Source organism: Dietzia sp. NPDC055340, from assembly GCF_053645335.1.
Genome location: NZ_JBSHML010000018.1, coordinates 53,849 through 70,109, shown reverse-complemented (window position 1 = coordinate 70,109; position 16,261 = coordinate 53,849). Strand labels below are relative to the sequence as shown.

At 71.5% G+C, this 16,261-nt stretch carries 16 protein-coding genes; 13 read left to right on the top strand and 3 right to left on the bottom strand.

Going from position 1 to position 16,261, the window contains the following annotated elements; all coding sequences use genetic code 11:
- Positions 1 to 130: 130 nt before the first annotated feature.
- Together ACWIFB_RS13640 and ACWIFB_RS13635 are read left to right on the top strand one after the other, a co-directional pair.
- Complete coding sequence (locus tag ACWIFB_RS13640) at positions 131 to 1,327, top strand: sensor histidine kinase (protein WP_452098401.1); 1,197 nt, start codon at positions 131 to 133, stop codon at positions 1,325 to 1,327.
- Positions 1,324 to 2,013, top strand: a complete 690-nt coding sequence (locus tag ACWIFB_RS13635; protein ID WP_452098402.1) for a response regulator — start codon at positions 1,324 to 1,326, stop codon at positions 2,011 to 2,013. The genes ACWIFB_RS13640 and ACWIFB_RS13635 overlap by 4 nt, the downstream gene beginning before the upstream one ends.
- Positions 2,014 to 2,107: 94 nt before the next feature.
- On the opposite strand, the gene ACWIFB_RS13630 is transcribed toward ACWIFB_RS13635, so the two are convergent.
- Positions 2,108 to 2,953, bottom strand: coding sequence for a hypothetical protein (locus tag ACWIFB_RS13630; protein ID WP_452098403.1), 846 nt, complete (start codon positions 2,951 to 2,953; stop codon positions 2,108 to 2,110).
- A gap of 33 nt (positions 2,954 to 2,986) precedes the next feature.
- Between ACWIFB_RS13630 and ACWIFB_RS13625 the strand changes: the two genes are divergently transcribed.
- The 7 genes from ACWIFB_RS13625 (at position 2,987) to ACWIFB_RS13595 (ending at position 9,797) form a co-directional block, all read left to right on the top strand.
- Positions 2,987 to 3,934 carry a Ppx/GppA phosphatase family protein gene (locus tag ACWIFB_RS13625; RefSeq protein ID WP_230928460.1) on the top strand — a complete coding sequence of 316 codons (948 nt, stop codon included), beginning with the start codon at positions 2,987 to 2,989 and terminating at the stop codon, positions 3,932 to 3,934.
- Between the two features lie 2 nt (positions 3,935 to 3,936).
- Complete coding sequence (locus tag ACWIFB_RS13620; protein ID WP_454058535.1) at positions 3,937 to 5,622, top strand: hypothetical protein; 1,686 nt, start codon at positions 3,937 to 3,939, stop codon at positions 5,620 to 5,622.
- Positions 5,623 to 5,752: 130 nt separating this feature from the next.
- A complete protein-coding gene (gene proC, locus ACWIFB_RS13615) occupies positions 5,753 to 6,589 on the top strand; it encodes a pyrroline-5-carboxylate reductase (RefSeq protein ID WP_454058534.1) in 837 nt (278 codons plus the stop codon).
- A gap of 313 nt (positions 6,590 to 6,902) precedes the next feature.
- A complete protein-coding gene (locus ACWIFB_RS13610) occupies positions 6,903 to 7,124 on the top strand; it encodes a helix-turn-helix domain-containing protein (protein ID WP_452098406.1) in 222 nt (73 codons plus the stop codon).
- Between the two features lie 162 nt (positions 7,125 to 7,286).
- Positions 7,287 to 7,388 carry a 30S ribosomal protein bS22 gene (locus ACWIFB_RS13605; RefSeq protein ID WP_003855542.1) on the top strand — a complete coding sequence of 34 codons (102 nt, stop codon included), beginning with the start codon at positions 7,287 to 7,289 and terminating at the stop codon, positions 7,386 to 7,388.
- 130 nt (positions 7,389 to 7,518) lie between these two features.
- Positions 7,519 to 8,667 carry an NAD-dependent epimerase/dehydratase family protein gene (locus ACWIFB_RS13600; protein ID WP_452098407.1) on the top strand — a complete coding sequence of 383 codons (1,149 nt, stop codon included), beginning with the start codon at positions 7,519 to 7,521 and terminating at the stop codon, positions 8,665 to 8,667.
- A complete protein-coding gene (locus ACWIFB_RS13595) occupies positions 8,664 to 9,797 on the top strand; it encodes a lysophospholipid acyltransferase family protein (protein WP_452098408.1) in 1,134 nt (377 codons plus the stop codon). The genes ACWIFB_RS13600 and ACWIFB_RS13595 overlap by 4 nt, the downstream gene beginning before the upstream one ends.
- Positions 9,798 to 9,804: 7 nt before the next feature.
- Here the strand turns inward: ACWIFB_RS13595 and ACWIFB_RS13590 are convergent, their stop codons facing one another.
- Positions 9,805 to 10,785 carry an HAD family hydrolase gene (locus ACWIFB_RS13590; RefSeq protein ID WP_454058546.1) on the bottom strand — a complete coding sequence of 327 codons (981 nt, stop codon included), beginning with the start codon at positions 10,783 to 10,785 and terminating at the stop codon, positions 9,805 to 9,807.
- A 206-nt stretch (positions 10,786 to 10,991) separates the two neighbouring features.
- On the opposite strand from ACWIFB_RS13590, the gene ACWIFB_RS13585 reads away from it, so the two are divergent.
- Positions 10,992 to 11,249: a glutaredoxin family protein gene (locus tag ACWIFB_RS13585; protein ID WP_454058533.1), complete on the top strand. Its 258-nt coding sequence runs from the start codon at positions 10,992 to 10,994 to the stop codon at positions 11,247 to 11,249.
- On the opposite strand, the gene ACWIFB_RS13580 is transcribed toward ACWIFB_RS13585, so the two are convergent.
- Positions 11,246 to 11,659, bottom strand: coding sequence for an HNH endonuclease (locus tag ACWIFB_RS13580; protein WP_454058532.1), 414 nt, complete (start codon positions 11,657 to 11,659; stop codon positions 11,246 to 11,248). The genes ACWIFB_RS13585 and ACWIFB_RS13580 overlap by 4 nt on opposite strands.
- Before the next feature lie 411 nt (positions 11,660 to 12,070).
- Between ACWIFB_RS13580 and ACWIFB_RS13575 the strand changes: the two genes are divergently transcribed.
- The 3 genes from ACWIFB_RS13575 (at position 12,071) to ACWIFB_RS13565 (ending at position 16,191) form a co-directional block, all read left to right on the top strand.
- Complete coding sequence (locus ACWIFB_RS13575) at positions 12,071 to 13,423, top strand: glutamyl-tRNA reductase (RefSeq protein ID WP_452098411.1); 1,353 nt, start codon at positions 12,071 to 12,073, stop codon at positions 13,421 to 13,423.
- Complete coding sequence (gene hemC, locus ACWIFB_RS13570) at positions 13,420 to 14,481, top strand: hydroxymethylbilane synthase (RefSeq protein ID WP_452098412.1); 1,062 nt, start codon at positions 13,420 to 13,422, stop codon at positions 14,479 to 14,481. Before ACWIFB_RS13575 ends, hemC begins: the two co-directional genes overlap by 4 nt.
- A gap of 66 nt (positions 14,482 to 14,547) precedes the next feature.
- A complete protein-coding gene (locus ACWIFB_RS13565) occupies positions 14,548 to 16,191 on the top strand; it encodes a bifunctional uroporphyrinogen-III C-methyltransferase/uroporphyrinogen-III synthase (protein ID WP_230928450.1) in 1,644 nt (547 codons plus the stop codon).
- Positions 16,192 to 16,261 lie beyond the last annotated feature (70 nt).

Below are 16,261 nucleotides of genomic sequence, written 5' to 3'. Positions count from 1 at the left end.
GCCACCGCCCACGCGTGAGGTGAAGGCCCGGTGAACGAGCCGTAAACCCCCGTCTATCTGCGAACTTCGCGCAGGTGGACGGGGGGTTCTGCTTTTCCGGGCGGGATACCCGGGTCGTAGTATCTGGGTCGTGCAGGTCAGTCTGGGGATCTTCCTCGCGATCGTCGCCGGGATCATCGGCTTCGTCGTGGGCGGCTTCGTCATCCCCTTGATCAATGCGCGAGCCGACCGGCGACGTGCGGAGCAGGCCGGGCCGACCAGGCTCGATGTGTTGCGGGCGGTCTATCAGCAGGCGCCGTACGCGCTCGCCGTGGTGGACCGTCACCAGGACGTGGTGCTGTTCAACCGCCGTGCCGACGAATTGGGCATCGTCGAGGACCGGTTGCTGATCGAGCCGGTCTGGACGGCGGCGCACGCCACGTTCGTCGACGACCGGACTTCGGTGTTCGACCTGCCCGCGAAGATGGCGGCCGGCCGTCGCCGAATCCCGTCGGTCAGCGGCCGCTGCGAGATCCTGCAGGGCCACGGCGAGCAGTTCGTCGTGGTGTTCGCGGACGACGACTCGGAGCACCGCCGCATGGAGGCCGCCCGGCGCGACTTCGTGGCCAACGTCTCCCACGAGCTCAAGACCCCGGTGGGGGCGATGGCGGTTCTCGCCGAGGCGCTCCTGGAGTCCAAGGACGACCCGGACTCGGTCGAGTACTTCGGTGGTCGCGTGGTGAGCGAGGCGCAGCGGCTGGGCAAGATGGTCACCGAGCTCATCGAGCTCTCCCGCCTGCAGGGTGCAGAGCGGATCCGCGACCCGGAGCCGGTGGACGTCGACGACGTGGTGGACGAGGCACTCCGGCGGGCGGCAAACGCCGCGGAGACGGCCGGGATCGAGCTCATCACCGACTCGCCGTCCGGGTTGGAGATCAAGGGCGACTGGACCCTGCTGGTCACCGCATTGGCGAACCTCATCTTCAACGCCATCAACTACTCGCACGAGCGCACGCCGGTGTCGATCACCCGGGGGATCTCCGGCGACACGGTGATGCTGCGGGTCACCGACCGCGGGATCGGGATCGCCCCCGAGCACCAGACGCGCGTCTTCGAGCGCTTCTTCCGCGTCGACAAGGCCCGTTCCCGCGCGACCGGCGGCACCGGCCTGGGGCTGGCGATCGTCAAACACGTCGCCCAGAACCACAACGGCGCCGTATCCCTGTGGAGTCGACCCGGGACCGGGTCGACCTTCACTCTCGAACTCCCGGCCCATGTGGAGCCGGATTCCGGCGGGGCGTCTCCCGCCACAGAGCACGTCGATCAAGGAGAGGACCAGGTGCCGTGACCAGGGTGCTGATCGTGGAGGACGAGGACTCGCTGGCGGACCCGCTGGCCTTCCTGCTCCGCAAGGAGGGCTTCGACGTCACCATCGCCGGCGACGGCCCGACCGCGTTGGAGAGCTTCGAGTCCGAGGGCGCCGATATCGTGCTGCTCGACCTCATGCTCCCGGGGATGTCGGGAACCGACGTGTGCAAGCGACTCCGCGTGACCTCGAGCGTGCCGGTCATCATGGTGACCGCCCGGGACAGTGAGATCGACAAGGTCGTGGGGCTCGAACTGGGCGCCGACGACTACGTGACCAAGCCCTATTCGGCCCGCGAGCTCATCGCGCGTATCCGGGCGGTCCTACGCCGCGGGGCCGACAAGGAGGCGGACGAACCCGAGGAGATCGGTGTCCTCGAGTCGGGACCGGTCCGGATGGACATCGAGCGGCACACGGTGACGGTCCGCGGGGCGGCGGTGACGCTGCCCCTCAAGGAGTTCGATCTGCTCGAGTACCTGCTGCGCAACTCCGGCCGGGTGCTCACCCGCGGGCAGCTCATCGACCGCGTGTGGGGTTCGGACTACGTGGGCGACACCAAGACCCTCGACGTGCACGTCAAGCGCCTGCGCTCGAAGGTCGAGCAGGATCCGGGCAAGCCGGTGCACCTGGTGACCGTCCGCGGGTTGGGCTACAAGTTCGAGCCCTGATCCGCTGCGCGTGCGGTCCCCGCAGCCGGTCGACGCCCAGCCCGGCTGGCGGCGAGGCGGAGAGTGGGCGGGGGAGGCGGGTCGGCAGCCGGTCTCAGGCCCCGCACGCGCGGGCGGTCGCCGGGTGCACGGCCACGATGCCCAGCTGCCGCCGCCGCGCACAGGCCGCGGCCAGCACCTCGTACGGCTCCTCGCCCAGCAACTCGACCAGCTCGTCGCGCAGCGAGACGTAGACGGGCTCGGCGCCCACGTGCGCCTCGGGCGAGCCTGTGCAGTACCAGTCGAGGTCGAGCCCGCCGGGGCCCCAGCCGCGGCGGTCGTACTCGCCTACACGGGTGTGGAGGATCTCCACCTCGTCGGCGCGGTCCTCCCAGTCGTGGGTCACGCGCAGCGGCAGCTGCCAGCACACGTCCGGCTTGGACTCCGGCAGGCTCCGCCCGGTGCGCCCGGCCATGTGGTGCAGGGCGCAGCCCGACCCGGCCGGCCAGCCGGGGTCGTTGAAGAAGACGCAGCGCCCGCCCAGTTTGCGGGTCCGCAGCGCCGGCTCCATCTCGCCGTCGTCGCCCGTCAGTTCATCCTCCTCGAGCCACACCTCGTTCTCGGAGTTCTCGGCGGCGGCGGCCGCGAACGCGGCGTCGCGATGCTGCCACTCGCCGGGTGCCAGGAGCGAGACGTTCCGGGTGAGGCGCTCACGGTCCTCGTCGTCCGAGAGGAACGCGCCGTGCGTGCAGCACCCGGACTCCGGTTGGGAACTGTCGATGCCGTGGCAGGCGGGCGTGCCGAAGACGCACGTCCAGGACGAGAGCAGCCACGTCATGTCCACTGAGATGAGATGCTCGCCGTTGGTCGGGTCGGGAAAGCTGTACCACTCGCGAGGGAAGTCCAACGGGACCTCGGGGCGAGGGGTACCCGGGGTTGTAGAAGGTTCGGTGGCGGTCACAACCAGCGACCGTAGACCGTTTAGGGTGGGCGTGTGAGATTAGGTGTCCTGGACGTCGGGAGTAACACGGTTCATTTCGTCGTCGTCGATGCGCATCGTGGTGGCCACCCCACGCCCATGAACGACTCCAAGACCCGCCTGCGTCTCATCGAGTACCTGGATCAGGACAACAGCATCACCAAGACCGGCATCGCCCGCCTGATCGACGCGGTGAACGAGGCCGCCGATCTCGCCAAGGCCACCAAGTGCAAGGAGGTCATGGCGCTGGCGACCTCCGCCGTGCGGGATTCCGCGAACTCGGACGAGGTGCTGGCCAAGGTCGCCAAGGAGACGGGCGTCGAACTGCGGGTGCTCTCCGGTGAGGACGAGGCGCGCATGACGTTCCTCGCGGCGCGGCGGTGGTACGGCTGGAGCGCCGGGCGGATCCTCAACCTCGACATCGGGGGTGGTTCGCTCGAGCTGACCAGCGGGGAGGACGAGCTGCCGGAGCACGCCTTCAGCCTGCAGCTGGGCGCTGGCCGTCTGACCCACGACTGGTTCAAAACGGACCCGCCGGAGCGCAAGCGCATCAATCAGCTTCGCGACTACATCGATGCCGAGCTGGAGGGGCCGGCCAAGGAGCTGCGTGCCGCCGGCGATCCGGATGTCGCCTGCGCCACCTCCAAGACCTTCCGGATGCTGGCACGCCTGACGGGCGCGGCGCCGTCGTCCGAGGGGCCGCGGGTCGAGCGGATTCTCACCGCGGCCGGTCTGCGCCAGGTGATCGCGTTCATCTCTCGCATGACCGCTGCGGACAGGGCAGAGTTGGAGGGCGTCAGCGCTGATCGTTCGTATCAAGTGGTGGCCGGCGCGTTGGTCGCGGAGGCGTCCATGCGTGCATTGGGGTTGGAAAGTGTGAAAATCTGTCCGTGGGCTCTGCGTGAGGGGCTCATTCTTCAGCGTCTCGACCGGGACGTGGGCGGCGACGGGAAGGGAAGCTGACGATGGCCGAGGATTCTGACGGTCAGCAGATCACCGTGGCGGAGCTGCTCAAGCGCATGGGCGCGGAGCAGCAGGAGGTCGCGCCCACCGGGCGTCGGCGCCGCCGGGCTGACGAGGGTGGGGTGAGTGTCTCCGAGCTCACCGGTGAGATCCCGCGCATCACCGATGACACGGTCCTCAGTGGCCGTGCGGCGCGGCGTCATGCGCGCGAGGCGGAGGCTGCCGAGGGCGGTTCGTCGCCGTCGGCGGACGGGCCCCGGGCGACGGGCGACCAGACCGGTGCGGGCGCGGGAACCGCGCAGTCGGGGGCGACGGGTAGGACGACGACGCCGCCCACACCGCAGCCGTCCACCCCGAAGTCGGGGCAGGCTCCCGCGTCGGCGTCGCAGGCGCGCCCGTCGGCGACACAGCAGTCGCCGACCGCGCAGCAGCCGCCGGCAGCGCAGCCTTCGGCGGCCCAGACCGCCAGGATCCCGGCCCAGCAGCCGGGCGCCCGGCAGCCGGGGGCCCGGCAGCAGGCACCCGCACAGCAGGCACCCGCACAGCAGGCACCCACACAGCAGGCGCCCGCGCAGCAGCCGCCCGCCCCGGGGGCCGGTGCTCCCGCGACCGCGGACGAGACGCCCGAGGGGCAGCCGCAGGAGAAGCGTCGCGGTCTGTTCGGCCGTAAGCGCAAGGAAAAGGACCAGGCCGCGGCGCGCCCGACGGGCGCCTGGACCCCTGATGCGCGCGATGATCGCGGGCCGTCCGGGGCCGGTGTGGCCGGTGCCGCGGCGGCGGGTGGCGCTGCTGCCGGTGCCGCGGGTCTTGCGGGCGCCGCCGCGACCGGCTCGGGTACCGGTTCCCAGGCCGGTCCCGGGCAGCCGACCGCCGCGCAGACGCAGTCTCAAGCGCAGACGCAGGCACAGGCGCCGACGCGGGCCAAGGACTCCACCGCGGGGGACACCGCCGCGGGGGACACCGCCGGTCGGGCGGACTCCGCCCCGGCCCGGCAGCAGGCGTGGGGCGTGCCGACCGGCAGTGGCTCCACAGCCCACAGTGCTCCCGAGGCTCCGGCCGGCGTGGTCGCCGCAGGCGCGGCCACCACGGACAAGGCCGCAGACAAGGCCTCAGACAGGGCCACAGACAAGAACAGCGATGCGGCTCCCGCCGCGACCGCGCCCGCTCCAGGCGTCAAGGACGCTGGCGCGGTCACCGGTTCAGCCGCCCCCGAGGGCACTGACACGGACGGCCGCGAGGGCTCCTTCGGCCGGGCTGCGGCTGCTGCCGCGGGCGGCGCCGGCGTCGCCGGGATGACCGCGGCCGCGGTCTCCGGTGACCGGGACTCCGCACCGGCCACGACGGACCGGTACCGCGACGCCGACCCGGACACCGCGCGTGCCGATCACCCGGATGCCACGCGTGCCGATCACGCGGACACCGAGCGGTCGCCCGCGTCGCAGTGGATGATCCTCGTCGCCCAGGTACTCGCCTCCGCGGTCGCGGGCGCGGCGCTGTTCATCGGCTTCCAGTTGCTGTGGACCGACCTGCCGTGGGTGGCGTTCGCGCTGGCGATCATCGTGATCGTGGGGCTCGTCGCCATGGTGCGCGTGCTGCGCCGGTCGAATGACACGGTCAGCATCGCCCTGGCGGTGATCGTGGGCATAGGCGTGACCTGCGGGCCGCTCCTGCTCAGGCTCGTCACCTAGCGGCTCCGCACCAGCACGTACCGACTCCGCCCGCATCCGCTTCCGGATGCGGGCGGAGCTCATTTCAGCGCGCACGTCAGCGGGGCGGCACGCCGGGGCCGGCCCGCGGCGGTGTGGCACTGTGATGGGCATGACGAGAATCGCAGTGGTCGGTGGCGGACGCATCGGAGAGGCCCTCATCGCGGGTCTCCGCGAGGCCGGGACCCCGGGGTCGGACATCGTGGTGATCGAAGCCGTCCAGGCCCGCGCCGACGAGTTGGCCAAGAAGTACTCCATCCTGCCCACGACCCTCGACATCGGGTGTGAGGGCGCCGATGTGATCGCGATCGCCGTGAAGCCGCAGGATGTGCCCGCGGTGACCGAGCGGGTCGGCGACGCCATCTCCGACAGCGTCCACGAGTCGATCGTGGTCTCGCTCGCCGCGGGTGTCTCGACCGAATCGCTCGAGACCAGACTCAGCGCCGGCTCGCCGGTCGTGCGGGTCATGCCCAACACCGCGATGCTCGTGGGCCAGGGCGTCTCGGCCATCTGCAAGGGCCGGTTCGCGCGCGACGAGCATCTCGAGCAGGTGCGGTCGATCATGGAGAGCGTCGGCGCCGTCGTCGTCGTCACCGAGGCCCAGATGGACGCGGTGACGGCCGTGTCCGGGTCCGGCCCCGCCTACTTCTTCCTCCTCGCCGAGGCGCTGATCGACGCCGGCGTGGAGCAGGGCCTGCCCCGCGACGTGGCCACGACCCTGGCCACCGGCACCGCGCTCGGCGCCGGCGCGATGCTCGCCGGCGGTGGCGAGGGCCCAGGACAGCTCCGCTACAACGTCAGCTCGCCGGGCGGCACCACCGCGGCGGCGATCCGCCGCCTCGAGTCGGGAGGCCTGCGCGCGGCGGTGGCCGATGCGGTCGAGGCCGCCGCGTCGCGGTCCCGCGAGATGGCGCGGGACGTGATCGAGGACGACGACGAGATCGACTGACCCGCGGCGCACGCCCACCCGCACGCACCCGCCGGCCTCGACGAGGACGGCCCGGGCGGCTGCCGGGAGGGCGAAGCAGCGAGGGAGGCGACCCGCCAGGTGAGAGAAACCCCACCTGGCGGGTCGTCGCTTTTAGCACAAGCCCAGTTCAGAACGGGTGAACTCAGGTCTCGGCGGCGTGTCATTGAAGTAATTCGCCCACTCCCGTCGCATTGATCACACCTTTCACGCTAGGCTCATCTCCAGCACGTGCGTGTCCGTACCGCAGGAGGGGAAGCCTGCGGCGCGACGCGTGCCACGAAGGGTTGTGACGATGGCGACTACCGACAAGACCGAAGGCGGCTCGCAGCCGGCGGGGGGCTCCCAGTTCCTCACCGTTGCCGAGGTGGCCGCGCTGATGCGCGTGTCCAAGATGACGGTCTACCGACTCGTGCACTCCGGCGAGTTGCCGGCCGTCCGGGTGGGGCGCTCGTTCCGCGTCCACGCCAAGGCCGTGCACGAGTACCTCGACACCTCGTACTTCTCCGCAGGCTGACCCGACCGGGGCGGAGGTACATTCCGTCCCGGACCCATTTTCGTCGCGGACCCGCCTGCAGGTAGGCTGGACTGGTTCCGTTCCGGCTCGAGAAGCCCGCTTCAGACGCCGGAGCGCAAGCCAAGGTCCACGACCAGTAGTCGACAGGTAGGTGACCCCGATATGGGTTCTGTGATCAAGAAGCGCCGCAAGCGTATGTCCAAGAAGAAGCACCGCAAGATGCTCCGCCGGACTCGCGTGCAGCGTCGCAAACTCGGTAAGTGAGTCCCGCGGCGCGCTGATCGCGCCCGGACTCACGCCTGTAGCGGATGCCCGTCGCCCCAGTGGTGGCGGGCATCGGTGTATTTCCGGCCGGGGCCGGTTCGCACGGCACGTCGCGGCTAGACTCGGTCGGGTGAACACCGAAGCTTCCAGCCGCCCGCCGGCGCGTGCTGTCGCGGTCGTCGGCGGCAGTCGCTACCTCGGCGCGCACCTGGTGGGCATGCTGCTCCGGAACGAGTCCGTCGAGCGCGTGCTGGCCATCGACTCGGTCAAGCCGTCACCCCAGCACCGCAGGCGGATGCGTGACGCGGAGTTCGTCCGGCTCGACCCCCAGTCGCCGCGTCTGCAGGGGATCCTGCGCGAGGCGGGGATCGACACCGTGGTGCACGCCGGGCTGTTCCACACCGACTTCGCGCCGGGCGGCCGGGCGGCCGTCAAGGAGTCCAACATCATGGGCTCGATGCACGTCATCGCGGCGTGTGGCAGGGCCTCGACCGTCAAGCGGTTCGTGCTGATCTCCTCCACCACCGTCTACGGCTCCTCGGGCTCGGACCCGGCCATGTTCACCGAGGACATGGCCGCGCGCCGCCAGCCGAGCGGCGGCATCCCGCTGGACCACCTGTCCGTGGAGGGCTATGTGCGGGGCATGTCCCGCAAGCGCCCGGACATCGACGTGACGATCCTGCGCATCCCCGCCATCCTCGGGCTGCCCGAGCCGACCGTGCTGGGGGAGCTGCTGCTGCCGTCGGTCGCGCCGGTGCTTGCCGGTTACGACCCGCGGGTCCAACTGCTGCACCCGCAGGACGCGTTGGACGCGCTGCTCCACGCCACCCTCGGGGCGGCGCCGGGCACGTACAACATCGCCGCCGAGGGTGTGCTCACGCTGGCCCGGGCGATCCGCCGGGCGGGCCACATCCCGCTGCCGGTGCCGCCGCAGACCTTCAAGTACGCGGCCCGCATGCTGCTCAGTCGGGGGCTCAGGGACATCGGCCCGTCGCAGATGCGGTACCTGCGGTTCGGCAGGGTGGTGGACACCACCCGCATGCGCAAGGAGTTCGGCTTCCAGCCCAGCTACACCACCGACGAGGCCCTGCACGCCTACCTGGTCGACTCCGGGACGGAACCGCTGGTCACCCGTGCCTCGCTGGAGCGTAAGGTCGCCAAGCTCGAGAAGTTGCTACCGGGGCCCGTGGCCGACCGGCTGCGCGCGGGCGTGGACACCACCATCGGTGAGCTCGAGGCGATCGGGGCCCTGCCCGACCGCATGGAGGAGGCGTTGTGAAGGGCCCGGAATTCGATCTGAGCCAGCCACTCGGCGGCCCCCGCTGGGGTGAGGGCCGCCGGGACGCCCGGAGTGACCGGATGGTCGGGGAGGGCTTCCTCGGCGCGACCACCAGCAGCGACGCCGCCGCCACCGAGATCGGGCGGATCGTCGACAGGTTCCTCAGCTCGATGCGGGCCACCCTCGGGCAGATCGTGGAGGCCGTGCCGATCGATGTCGAGATGCTCGCGCCGGTCCGCGATCTCGCGCGCGGCGTGGACGTGATGCTCGCGACCGGCGACGTCAGCGCGCTGTCTGGGATGGCCGAGGCCATCAACACCGCCGGGGAGATCCTGGCGACCCGCATCACCGGCGGCTACGAGGTCGACGAGTTCGGCTTCGACGAACACTTCTACACCAACGTCTGGCTGCCCCTGTGGCGCCCGCTGTTCGAGCACTGGTTCCGGGTCGAGGTGATCGGGGCGGACAACATCCCGGACGAGGGCGCGGGGTTGATCGTGTCCAACCACGCCGGCGTGCTCCCGCTCGACGGGCTGATGACCAGCGTCGCGGTCCACGACCACGGTGGTCGTGCCCTGCGTCTGTTGGCCGCGGATCTGGCCATGACGCTGCCCGTGTCCGCGCCGCTGGCCCGCCGGGCAGGCGCCACCCTGGCCTGCAACGCCGACGCCGAGCGACTGCTCGAGGACGGTCACGTGGTGGCCGTGTGGCCCGAGGGGTTCAAGGGCCTCGGTAAGCCGTTCGCCGACCGCTACCGACTGCAGCGCTTCGGCCGCGGCGGGTTCGTGTCCACCGCGCTGGCCGCCGGCGCGCCGATCATCCCGTGCTCGGTCGTCGGCTCGGAGGAGATCTACCCGAAGATCGGCGAGATCCCGGCGCTCGCGCGGCTGCTCGGACTGCCGTACATGCCCATCACCCCGACGTTCCCGCTCCTCGGCGGGCTCGGCGGTATCCCGTTGCCCACCAAGTGGACGATGGAGTTCGGCGAGCCCATCGAGACCGCGCACCTGGGGCCGGACGCTGCCGACGACCCGATGGTGGTCTTCGAGATCACCGACCAGGTCCGCGAGACCATCCAGAACACGCTGTTCCGGAACCTCGCGCGACGCGGCAGCGTCTTCTTCGGCTGACCTCGCGCTACGCGCCGCCGGGGCGGGAGGAGTACTTCGACCGCATAGCCGCCCCGGCGCCGGCGATCCCGCCGACCGCCAGCACACCCGGCACGGCCTTCTTGGCGGCCTGTCGAACCGTGCGGAAGTCCTTGACGTTCCAGCCGTTTTCCGAGGCGTATTTCCGCAGCTTCGAATCCGGGTTGATGGCCACCGGGTGGCCCACCATGGTCAGCATCGGCATGTCGTTGAAGCTGTCCGAATAGGCGTAGCACTTCGACAGGTCGAAGCCCTCCTTCTCGGCGAGCGTGGCGATCGCATGCGCCTTACCGGGCCCGTGCAGGATGTCGCCCACGAGCCGGCCGGTGTAGACGCCGTCCTTCTCCTCGGTGACCGTCCCCAGCGCGCCCGACAGGCCCAGCCGGGTGGCGATCACGCGGGCCAGCATCACCGGCGTGGCGGTGACCAGCCAGACCTGCTGACCGGCGTCGAGGTGCATCTGCACGAGCGCCCGTGTGCCCGGCCAGACGCGGTCGAGCATCGAGGTGTCCACGACCTCCTCGCTCAGCGCGGTCAGCTCGGCGACGGTGCGGCCCTCGACGAACGCCAGTGCCTTGTCGCGTCCGCTCGCCACGTCGTCGGCGTTCTCCTCGCCGGAGATCCGGAACTTGGCCTGCGACCACGCCAACCCCATGATGTCCTTGGCGGTGAAGAACTTGTGCTTGGCCAGCCCGCGGGCCAGCAGGATGATCGAGGCACCCTGGATCAGCGTGTTGTCCACGTCGAAGAACGCGGCCACCTGCGGGTCGGCGACGAACGGCTCGACCGCGTGCCCGTCCGCCGGGACCGGGGCGTCGGCCAGCGGGGTGCCGGTCTCCACACCCTTCTCGATCTTGACGGCGTTGTCAGCCGACGCCTTACCCGCCATGCGCTGGATGCGATGGCTGCGACGCCGGTAGGCCAGGCGGCCGATGGCACTCGTGACGTCAGCGCGACCGGGCAGCCGCATGCCGAACACGGCCGGCCGGCCGTCCGACCCCACCTGCTCGTCGGTGAAATCCGACGCGTCCGCGCCCGGGGACTCCGGGTCGAGGCCGTCGGCGGGCGTGGTGTCGGCGTCGTCGTCGTTCACCTGTCGTGACCTCCTGGGGGCGATGGGCCCCATCCTAGGGCAGCCCTGGGGCGGTCGGGCACTATCTAGGCATGGTGCACGGTGTGACGTTGTTGACGCGCGAGGGCTGCGGGAGCTGCGTGCGGGTCCACGATCAGCTGGTCCCGTTGTGCGCGCGGGCGGGCGCGCGGCTGGAGGTGACCGACGTCGACCTGGCCGCCGATCGCGAGCTCGCGATCGAGTACGGCGACCGACTGCCGGTGGTGTTGGTGGACGGCTCCGAGCACTCCTGTTGGGAGGTCGACGACGACGAGCTCGTCGCCACGCTCGCCGACACCGAGCCGTTCGCGGGTTGGGACTAGACGTCGTCCGCCTCTTCCGGCAGTTCGGGGACCCCCGGCTGCCCGGCGCCCCGGAGCGCCCGGAGGAACGTCGCGTGGCGCAGCAGGAACGCGCCCTCGTCGAGCTTCTTGCGCCGCATCCAGCCGGTCACCTCACTGTTGTGCTTGCTCGCGTTGCAGGACGCGCAGGCCGGGACCACGTTCTCCACGGTGTAGCGGCCACCGCGGGAGATCGGCTGGACGCAGTCGCGCTGCAGCGCCGGCCCGGTCTCCCCGCAGTACGCGCATCCTTCCCAGGCGTCGAGGATCTCGAACCACTGCTGGTCGGTGAGATCGTTGTCCACCCGGGACAGCCGCCGCTGACGGCGCCTGGCGTAGCGGGCGCGGGTCGCCGGCGACGCCGACGAGGAGTATCTGCGGCGGGGAGGCACGGGGGAGGTCCTTTCGTGGGGCGGGCCGGCGGTCGGTGCTGCTCACGGACGGCGCGCGGGGTCCGCCGCGCATAGCATTGACCCCGGTGACGGTTTTGTCCCGGGGTGCCATGCGGGTTACGGTGGATCGCGTTACGGGTCGTACGCAGGCTTCACCGCCGCGACCGTCCCGGCAGGTCGGTCCCGGCGTGGGGCCGGCCTGTACGCAGCCGTGCACATCGACAGGAGACGACCGACTGTGGAGCAGCGTTCCGCGAGTTCGTCCTGCGGTGCCCTGTCCGTTCATTCGGTCTCCGGCCCGCGCGGTGGCGGCCGTCCTGATGCTGCGTCCCGGGCCGTCAGGCCACGAGTTGACGAGCTGGCATCCATTCTGGCATGGGCCCGTCGCGCCCCGGCGGCCGGGGGTCGGTTGTGAGCATCCTCCTGGTGGGTGTCTCCCATCACAGTGCGCCCGTTTCGCTGCTCGAGGCCGTCGCCGTCTCCGAGGTCGACCGGGACGTGCTCACCGAGGAACTGATCGCGGGTGAGCACATCGACGAGGCGATGATCGTCACCACCTGCAACCGGGTCGAGGTGTACTCGGCCGCCAAGGCGTTCCACCCGGCGCTCGACGACGTGGTGGCGCTGCTGTCGAGGCATTCCGGGATGGCGATCGACGAGCTGAGCCGCCACCTGTACATCCGGTACTCCGAGGCCGCAGCCGAGCACCTGTTCTCCGTGGCCTCGGGCCTGGACTCGATGGTGGTGGGCGAGCAGCAGATCATCGGCCAGATCCGCACCGCCTACCAGTCGGCGTCGGAGATCGGCGCGGCCGGGACGACACTGCACCGTCTGGCCCAGCAGGCGCTGCACGTGGGCAAGCGCGTCCACACCGAGACCGGGATCGACTCGGCCGGTGCCTCCGTGGTGTCGGTCGCGCTGGACCGGGCCGCCGAGATCCTCGACGCGACCGGCCTCGACCCGGCCGGCTCGGCCGCAGACGGCCCCGGCGCGGGCCGCCACCTCGACGGGCGTCGGGCCGTGGTGCTCGGTGCGGGCGCGATGGGCGGGCTCGCCGTGGCGCACCTGGGCCGCGGCGGCATCTCCCACATCGACGTCACCAACCGCACCGCCGAGCGGGCCGAGCGCCTGTCGGAGATCGCCCGCGACGCCGGCACCCCGGCCGCGGCGTTCCCGCTCGAGGAACTGGCCCGCGCGGTGTCCAGGGCCGACATCCTCTTCACCTGCACCGGAGCAGTGGGCACGGTCGTGACGCTCGGCGACGTGCACACCGCGCTCGCCGGCCGCGGCGAGCTGGGCCACCTGGTCATCTGCGACCTCGGGATGCCGCGGGACGTCGACCCGGCGGTCGCCGGACTGCCCGGCGTGACGGTCCTGGGCATCGAGGCCCTCAAGGAGGATCCCGCCACCTCGGGCGCCGCCGCCGAGTCCGACGCGGCCCGCACCATCGTCGACGCCGAGCTGACCGCGTACACCCAGGCCGAGCGCATGGCCGAGGTCGGCCCGCTGATCGGCAAGCTGCGGGGACGCGGTGGGCAGGTGGTCGCGGCCGAGATGCGGCGCCTCGAGGCACGCCTGCCGGGAATGGACGACAAGGTGCGCGACGAGGTCGCCAACACCGTCCGCCGGGTGGTCGACAAACTTCTGCACCCGCCGACGGTGAAGGTCAAAGAACTCGCCGCCAGGTCGGACGGCGAGGACTTCGCGGCAGTGGTGAGCACATTGTTCGATCTGGACAGCATCGTGGATGAGGAGGCGTCATGAGCAGGATCCTGAAGGTGGGAACGCGCGGCAGCACGCTGGCCACCACGCAGGCCGGGCACGTCCGTGACGCGCTCATCGCGGCCGGATACCAGGCCGAGCTGGTCATCGTGCAGACCAAGGGCGACGTCGTGATGGCGCCGGTCGAGCGGATCGGCGTCGGCGTGTTCACCCTCGAACTCCGGGCCGCGCTGGAGCGTGGGGACTGCGACATCGCCGTCCACTCCTACAAGGACCTGCCGACCGCACGCGACGAACGGTTCGCGCCGATCGCCGTGCCGCCCCGCGTCGACCCGTCGGACGTGCTCATCGCCCGGGACGGTCTGACCATGGCCACGCTCCCCGAGGGCGCCCGCGTCGGCACCTCCGCCCCGCGCCGGCGCTCCCAGCTCGCGGCCCTGCGGCCCGACCTGGACCTGCACCCGCTGCGCGGCAACATCGACACGCGGATGGGCTACGTCACCAGCGGCGACCTCGACGCGGTGGTCCTGGCCGCCGCCGGACTCGACCGCACCCGGGTGGGCGAGCGCGCCACCCATCGGTTCGGCATCGACGAGATGTTGCCGGCCCCCGCCCAGGGAGCGTTGGCCGTCGAAGCACGTGCTGACGATCCGGACGCGATCGCGGCCCTCGCCGTCGTCGACCATCTCCCCACCCGGGTGCGGATCGCGGCCGAACGGCGCCTGCTCGCCGACCTCGAGGCCGGGTGCACCGCGCCCGTGGGCGCGCGGGCGGAACTGTCCGGGATCGGTCCCGCGGACTCCGCCTTCGCCGGTACGGACCCCGCCGCCGACCGGGTCGCCGCCGACGCCGAGCTCACGCTCCACGCGGTCGTCGCCGCCCACGACGGTTCCACAGTTCTACGCACCCACGGGACCACCGTCCCCGCGGAGCACCCCGACGGCCCCCTCGCGGCCGCCGAGGAGCTCGGACGCACACTCGCGGCCGAACTGCTCGACCGGGGCGCGCGAGACCTCATGTCCGACGAGTCGCCCGAACAACGCGACCCACTCGTACCCAGGGAGTCCACGACGGCGCCACCGACCGTCCGCGACTCCTGACCCGCCCACGAACTCCCCACTCGCGCGCAGCCAGCGCGCGACACCCATCCCACGGAGAGACGAACAATGACTCGAGCACGCAACACCCGCCCCGGAACCGTCCGCTTCGTCGGCGGAGGTCCGGGCAACGCGGGGATGCTCACCTGCCGGGCCCAGGAGGTCCTCGCCGGAAACGCACTGGTCTTCGCCGACGCCGACGTGTCGGCCGAGGTGCTCGCGCTGGTCGCCACACAGGTGCCGGTGCCGCAGGAGATGCTCGACGCGCGGCAGGCCGAGATGGACGCGGCCGTCGCCGCCGAGGACAAGGCCGAGGTCAAGCGTCTCAAGGCCCTGCCCGCCCCGACCGCGGCCGACATCCGGCCCGTGCTGGGCGAGCCCGCGGCCGTCGCCAAGCAGCTCGTCGCCGAGGCCAAGAAGGGGCGCGACGTCGTCCGCCTGGTCGCCGGTGACCCCATGACCACCGACGCCACCGTCACCGAGATCGCGGGCGTCGGCCGCACCGTCGTGCCGTTCGAGGTCGTGCCCGGAGTCGCCGAGGCCACCGCCGTGCCCGCCTTCGCCGGCATCGCGCTCGGCTCCGGCTACGTGTTCGCCGACGGTCGCGGCAAGGTCGACTGGGCGGCCCTCGTCGGCTCTCCCGGACCGATCGTCCTGCGCACCACCGGGCGCCACCTCGCCGAGGCCGCCTCCAACCTGGCCGAGCAGGGCCTGGCCGCCGGTACGCCGGTGACCGTCACCTGCTCCGGTTCGCTCTGCGCCCAGAAGTCCGCCGACGGCACCCTGGCCACCATGGCCGACGTCGGGCGGGACATGGAGGGTGACCTCGTCGTGACCATCGGTAAGTCGGCCGGCGAGCGGCACCGCCACCAGTGGTGGGAGTCGCGTGCCATGTTCGGCTGGAACGTGCTCGTGCCCCGCACCAAGGCCCAGTCCGCCGAGATGAGCGACCGTATCTCCGAGCACGGCGCCGTGCCCGTCGAGGTGCCGACCATCGCGGTGGAGCCGCCGCGCAGCCCCGCCCAGATGGAGCGCGCCGTCAAGGGGCTCGTCGACGGTCGCTACCAGTGGGTCGTGTTCACCTCCGCGAACGCCGTGCGTGCCGTGTGGGAGAAGTTCGTCGAGTTCGGCCTGGACGCCCGCGCCTTCTCGGGCGTGAAGATCGCCTGCGTCGGCGAGGGCACCGCGGCCCGCGTCCGTGAGCTGGGCATCCAGCCGGAACTGCTGCCCTCCGGCGAGCAGTCCAGCCTGGGCATGCTCGAGGTGTTCCCGCCGTACGACGACGTGCTCGACCCGGTCAACCGCGTCCTGCTCCCGCGCGCAGACATCGCCACCGAGACCCTCGCCGAGGGCCTGACCGACCGCGGCTGGGAGATCGAGGACGTCACCGCGTACCGGACCGTGCGTGCCGCTCCGCCGGCCGCCGAGATCCGCGAGATGATCAAGACCGGCGGGTTCGACGCCGTCTGCTTCACCAGCTCCTCGACCGTGCGAAACCTCGTGGGGATCGCCGGCAAGCCGCATGCCCGCACGCTCATCGCGTGTATCGGGCCCCGGACCGCCGAGACCGCCGCCGAGTTCGGACTGCGCGTGGACGTGCAGCCCGAGAACGCCTCGGTCCTCGAACTGGTCGACGCGCTGGCCTCGCACGCCGACCACCTGCGGGCCGCCGGCGAGCTGCCGCCGCCGCGCCGCCGCGCGCGTCGCCGCTGATCGCGACCGCGGCAACGCGCCCCCGAGTTCTCCCGAGCTCGGGGGCGCGTTCGTCGGTGGGCGAGTAGCT

Excerpts from the sequence above, each read along its gene's own strand:
- ACWIFB_RS13620 (WP_454058535.1), top strand. The coding sequence starts at position 3,937 with ATGGCCGAGGATTCTGACGGTCAGCAGATCACCGTGGCGGAGCTGCTC.
- proC (WP_454058534.1), top strand. The coding sequence starts at position 5,753 with ATGACGAGAATCGCAGTGGTCGGTGGCGGACGCATCGGAGAGGCCCTC.
- ACWIFB_RS13610 (WP_452098406.1), top strand. The coding sequence starts at position 6,903 with ATGGCGACTACCGACAAGACCGAAGGCGGCTCGCAGCCGGCGGGGGGC.
- ACWIFB_RS13605 (WP_003855542.1), top strand. The coding sequence starts at position 7,287 with ATGGGTTCTGTGATCAAGAAGCGCCGCAAGCGTATGTCCAAGAAGAAG.
- ACWIFB_RS13590 (WP_454058546.1), bottom strand. The coding sequence starts at position 10,785 with ATGCGGCTGCCCGGTCGCGCTGACGTCACGAGTGCCATCGGCCGCCTG.
- hemC (WP_452098412.1), top strand. The coding sequence starts at position 13,420 with ATGAGCAGGATCCTGAAGGTGGGAACGCGCGGCAGCACGCTGGCCACC.
- ACWIFB_RS13565 (WP_230928450.1), top strand. The coding sequence starts at position 14,548 with ATGACTCGAGCACGCAACACCCGCCCCGGAACCGTCCGCTTCGTCGGC.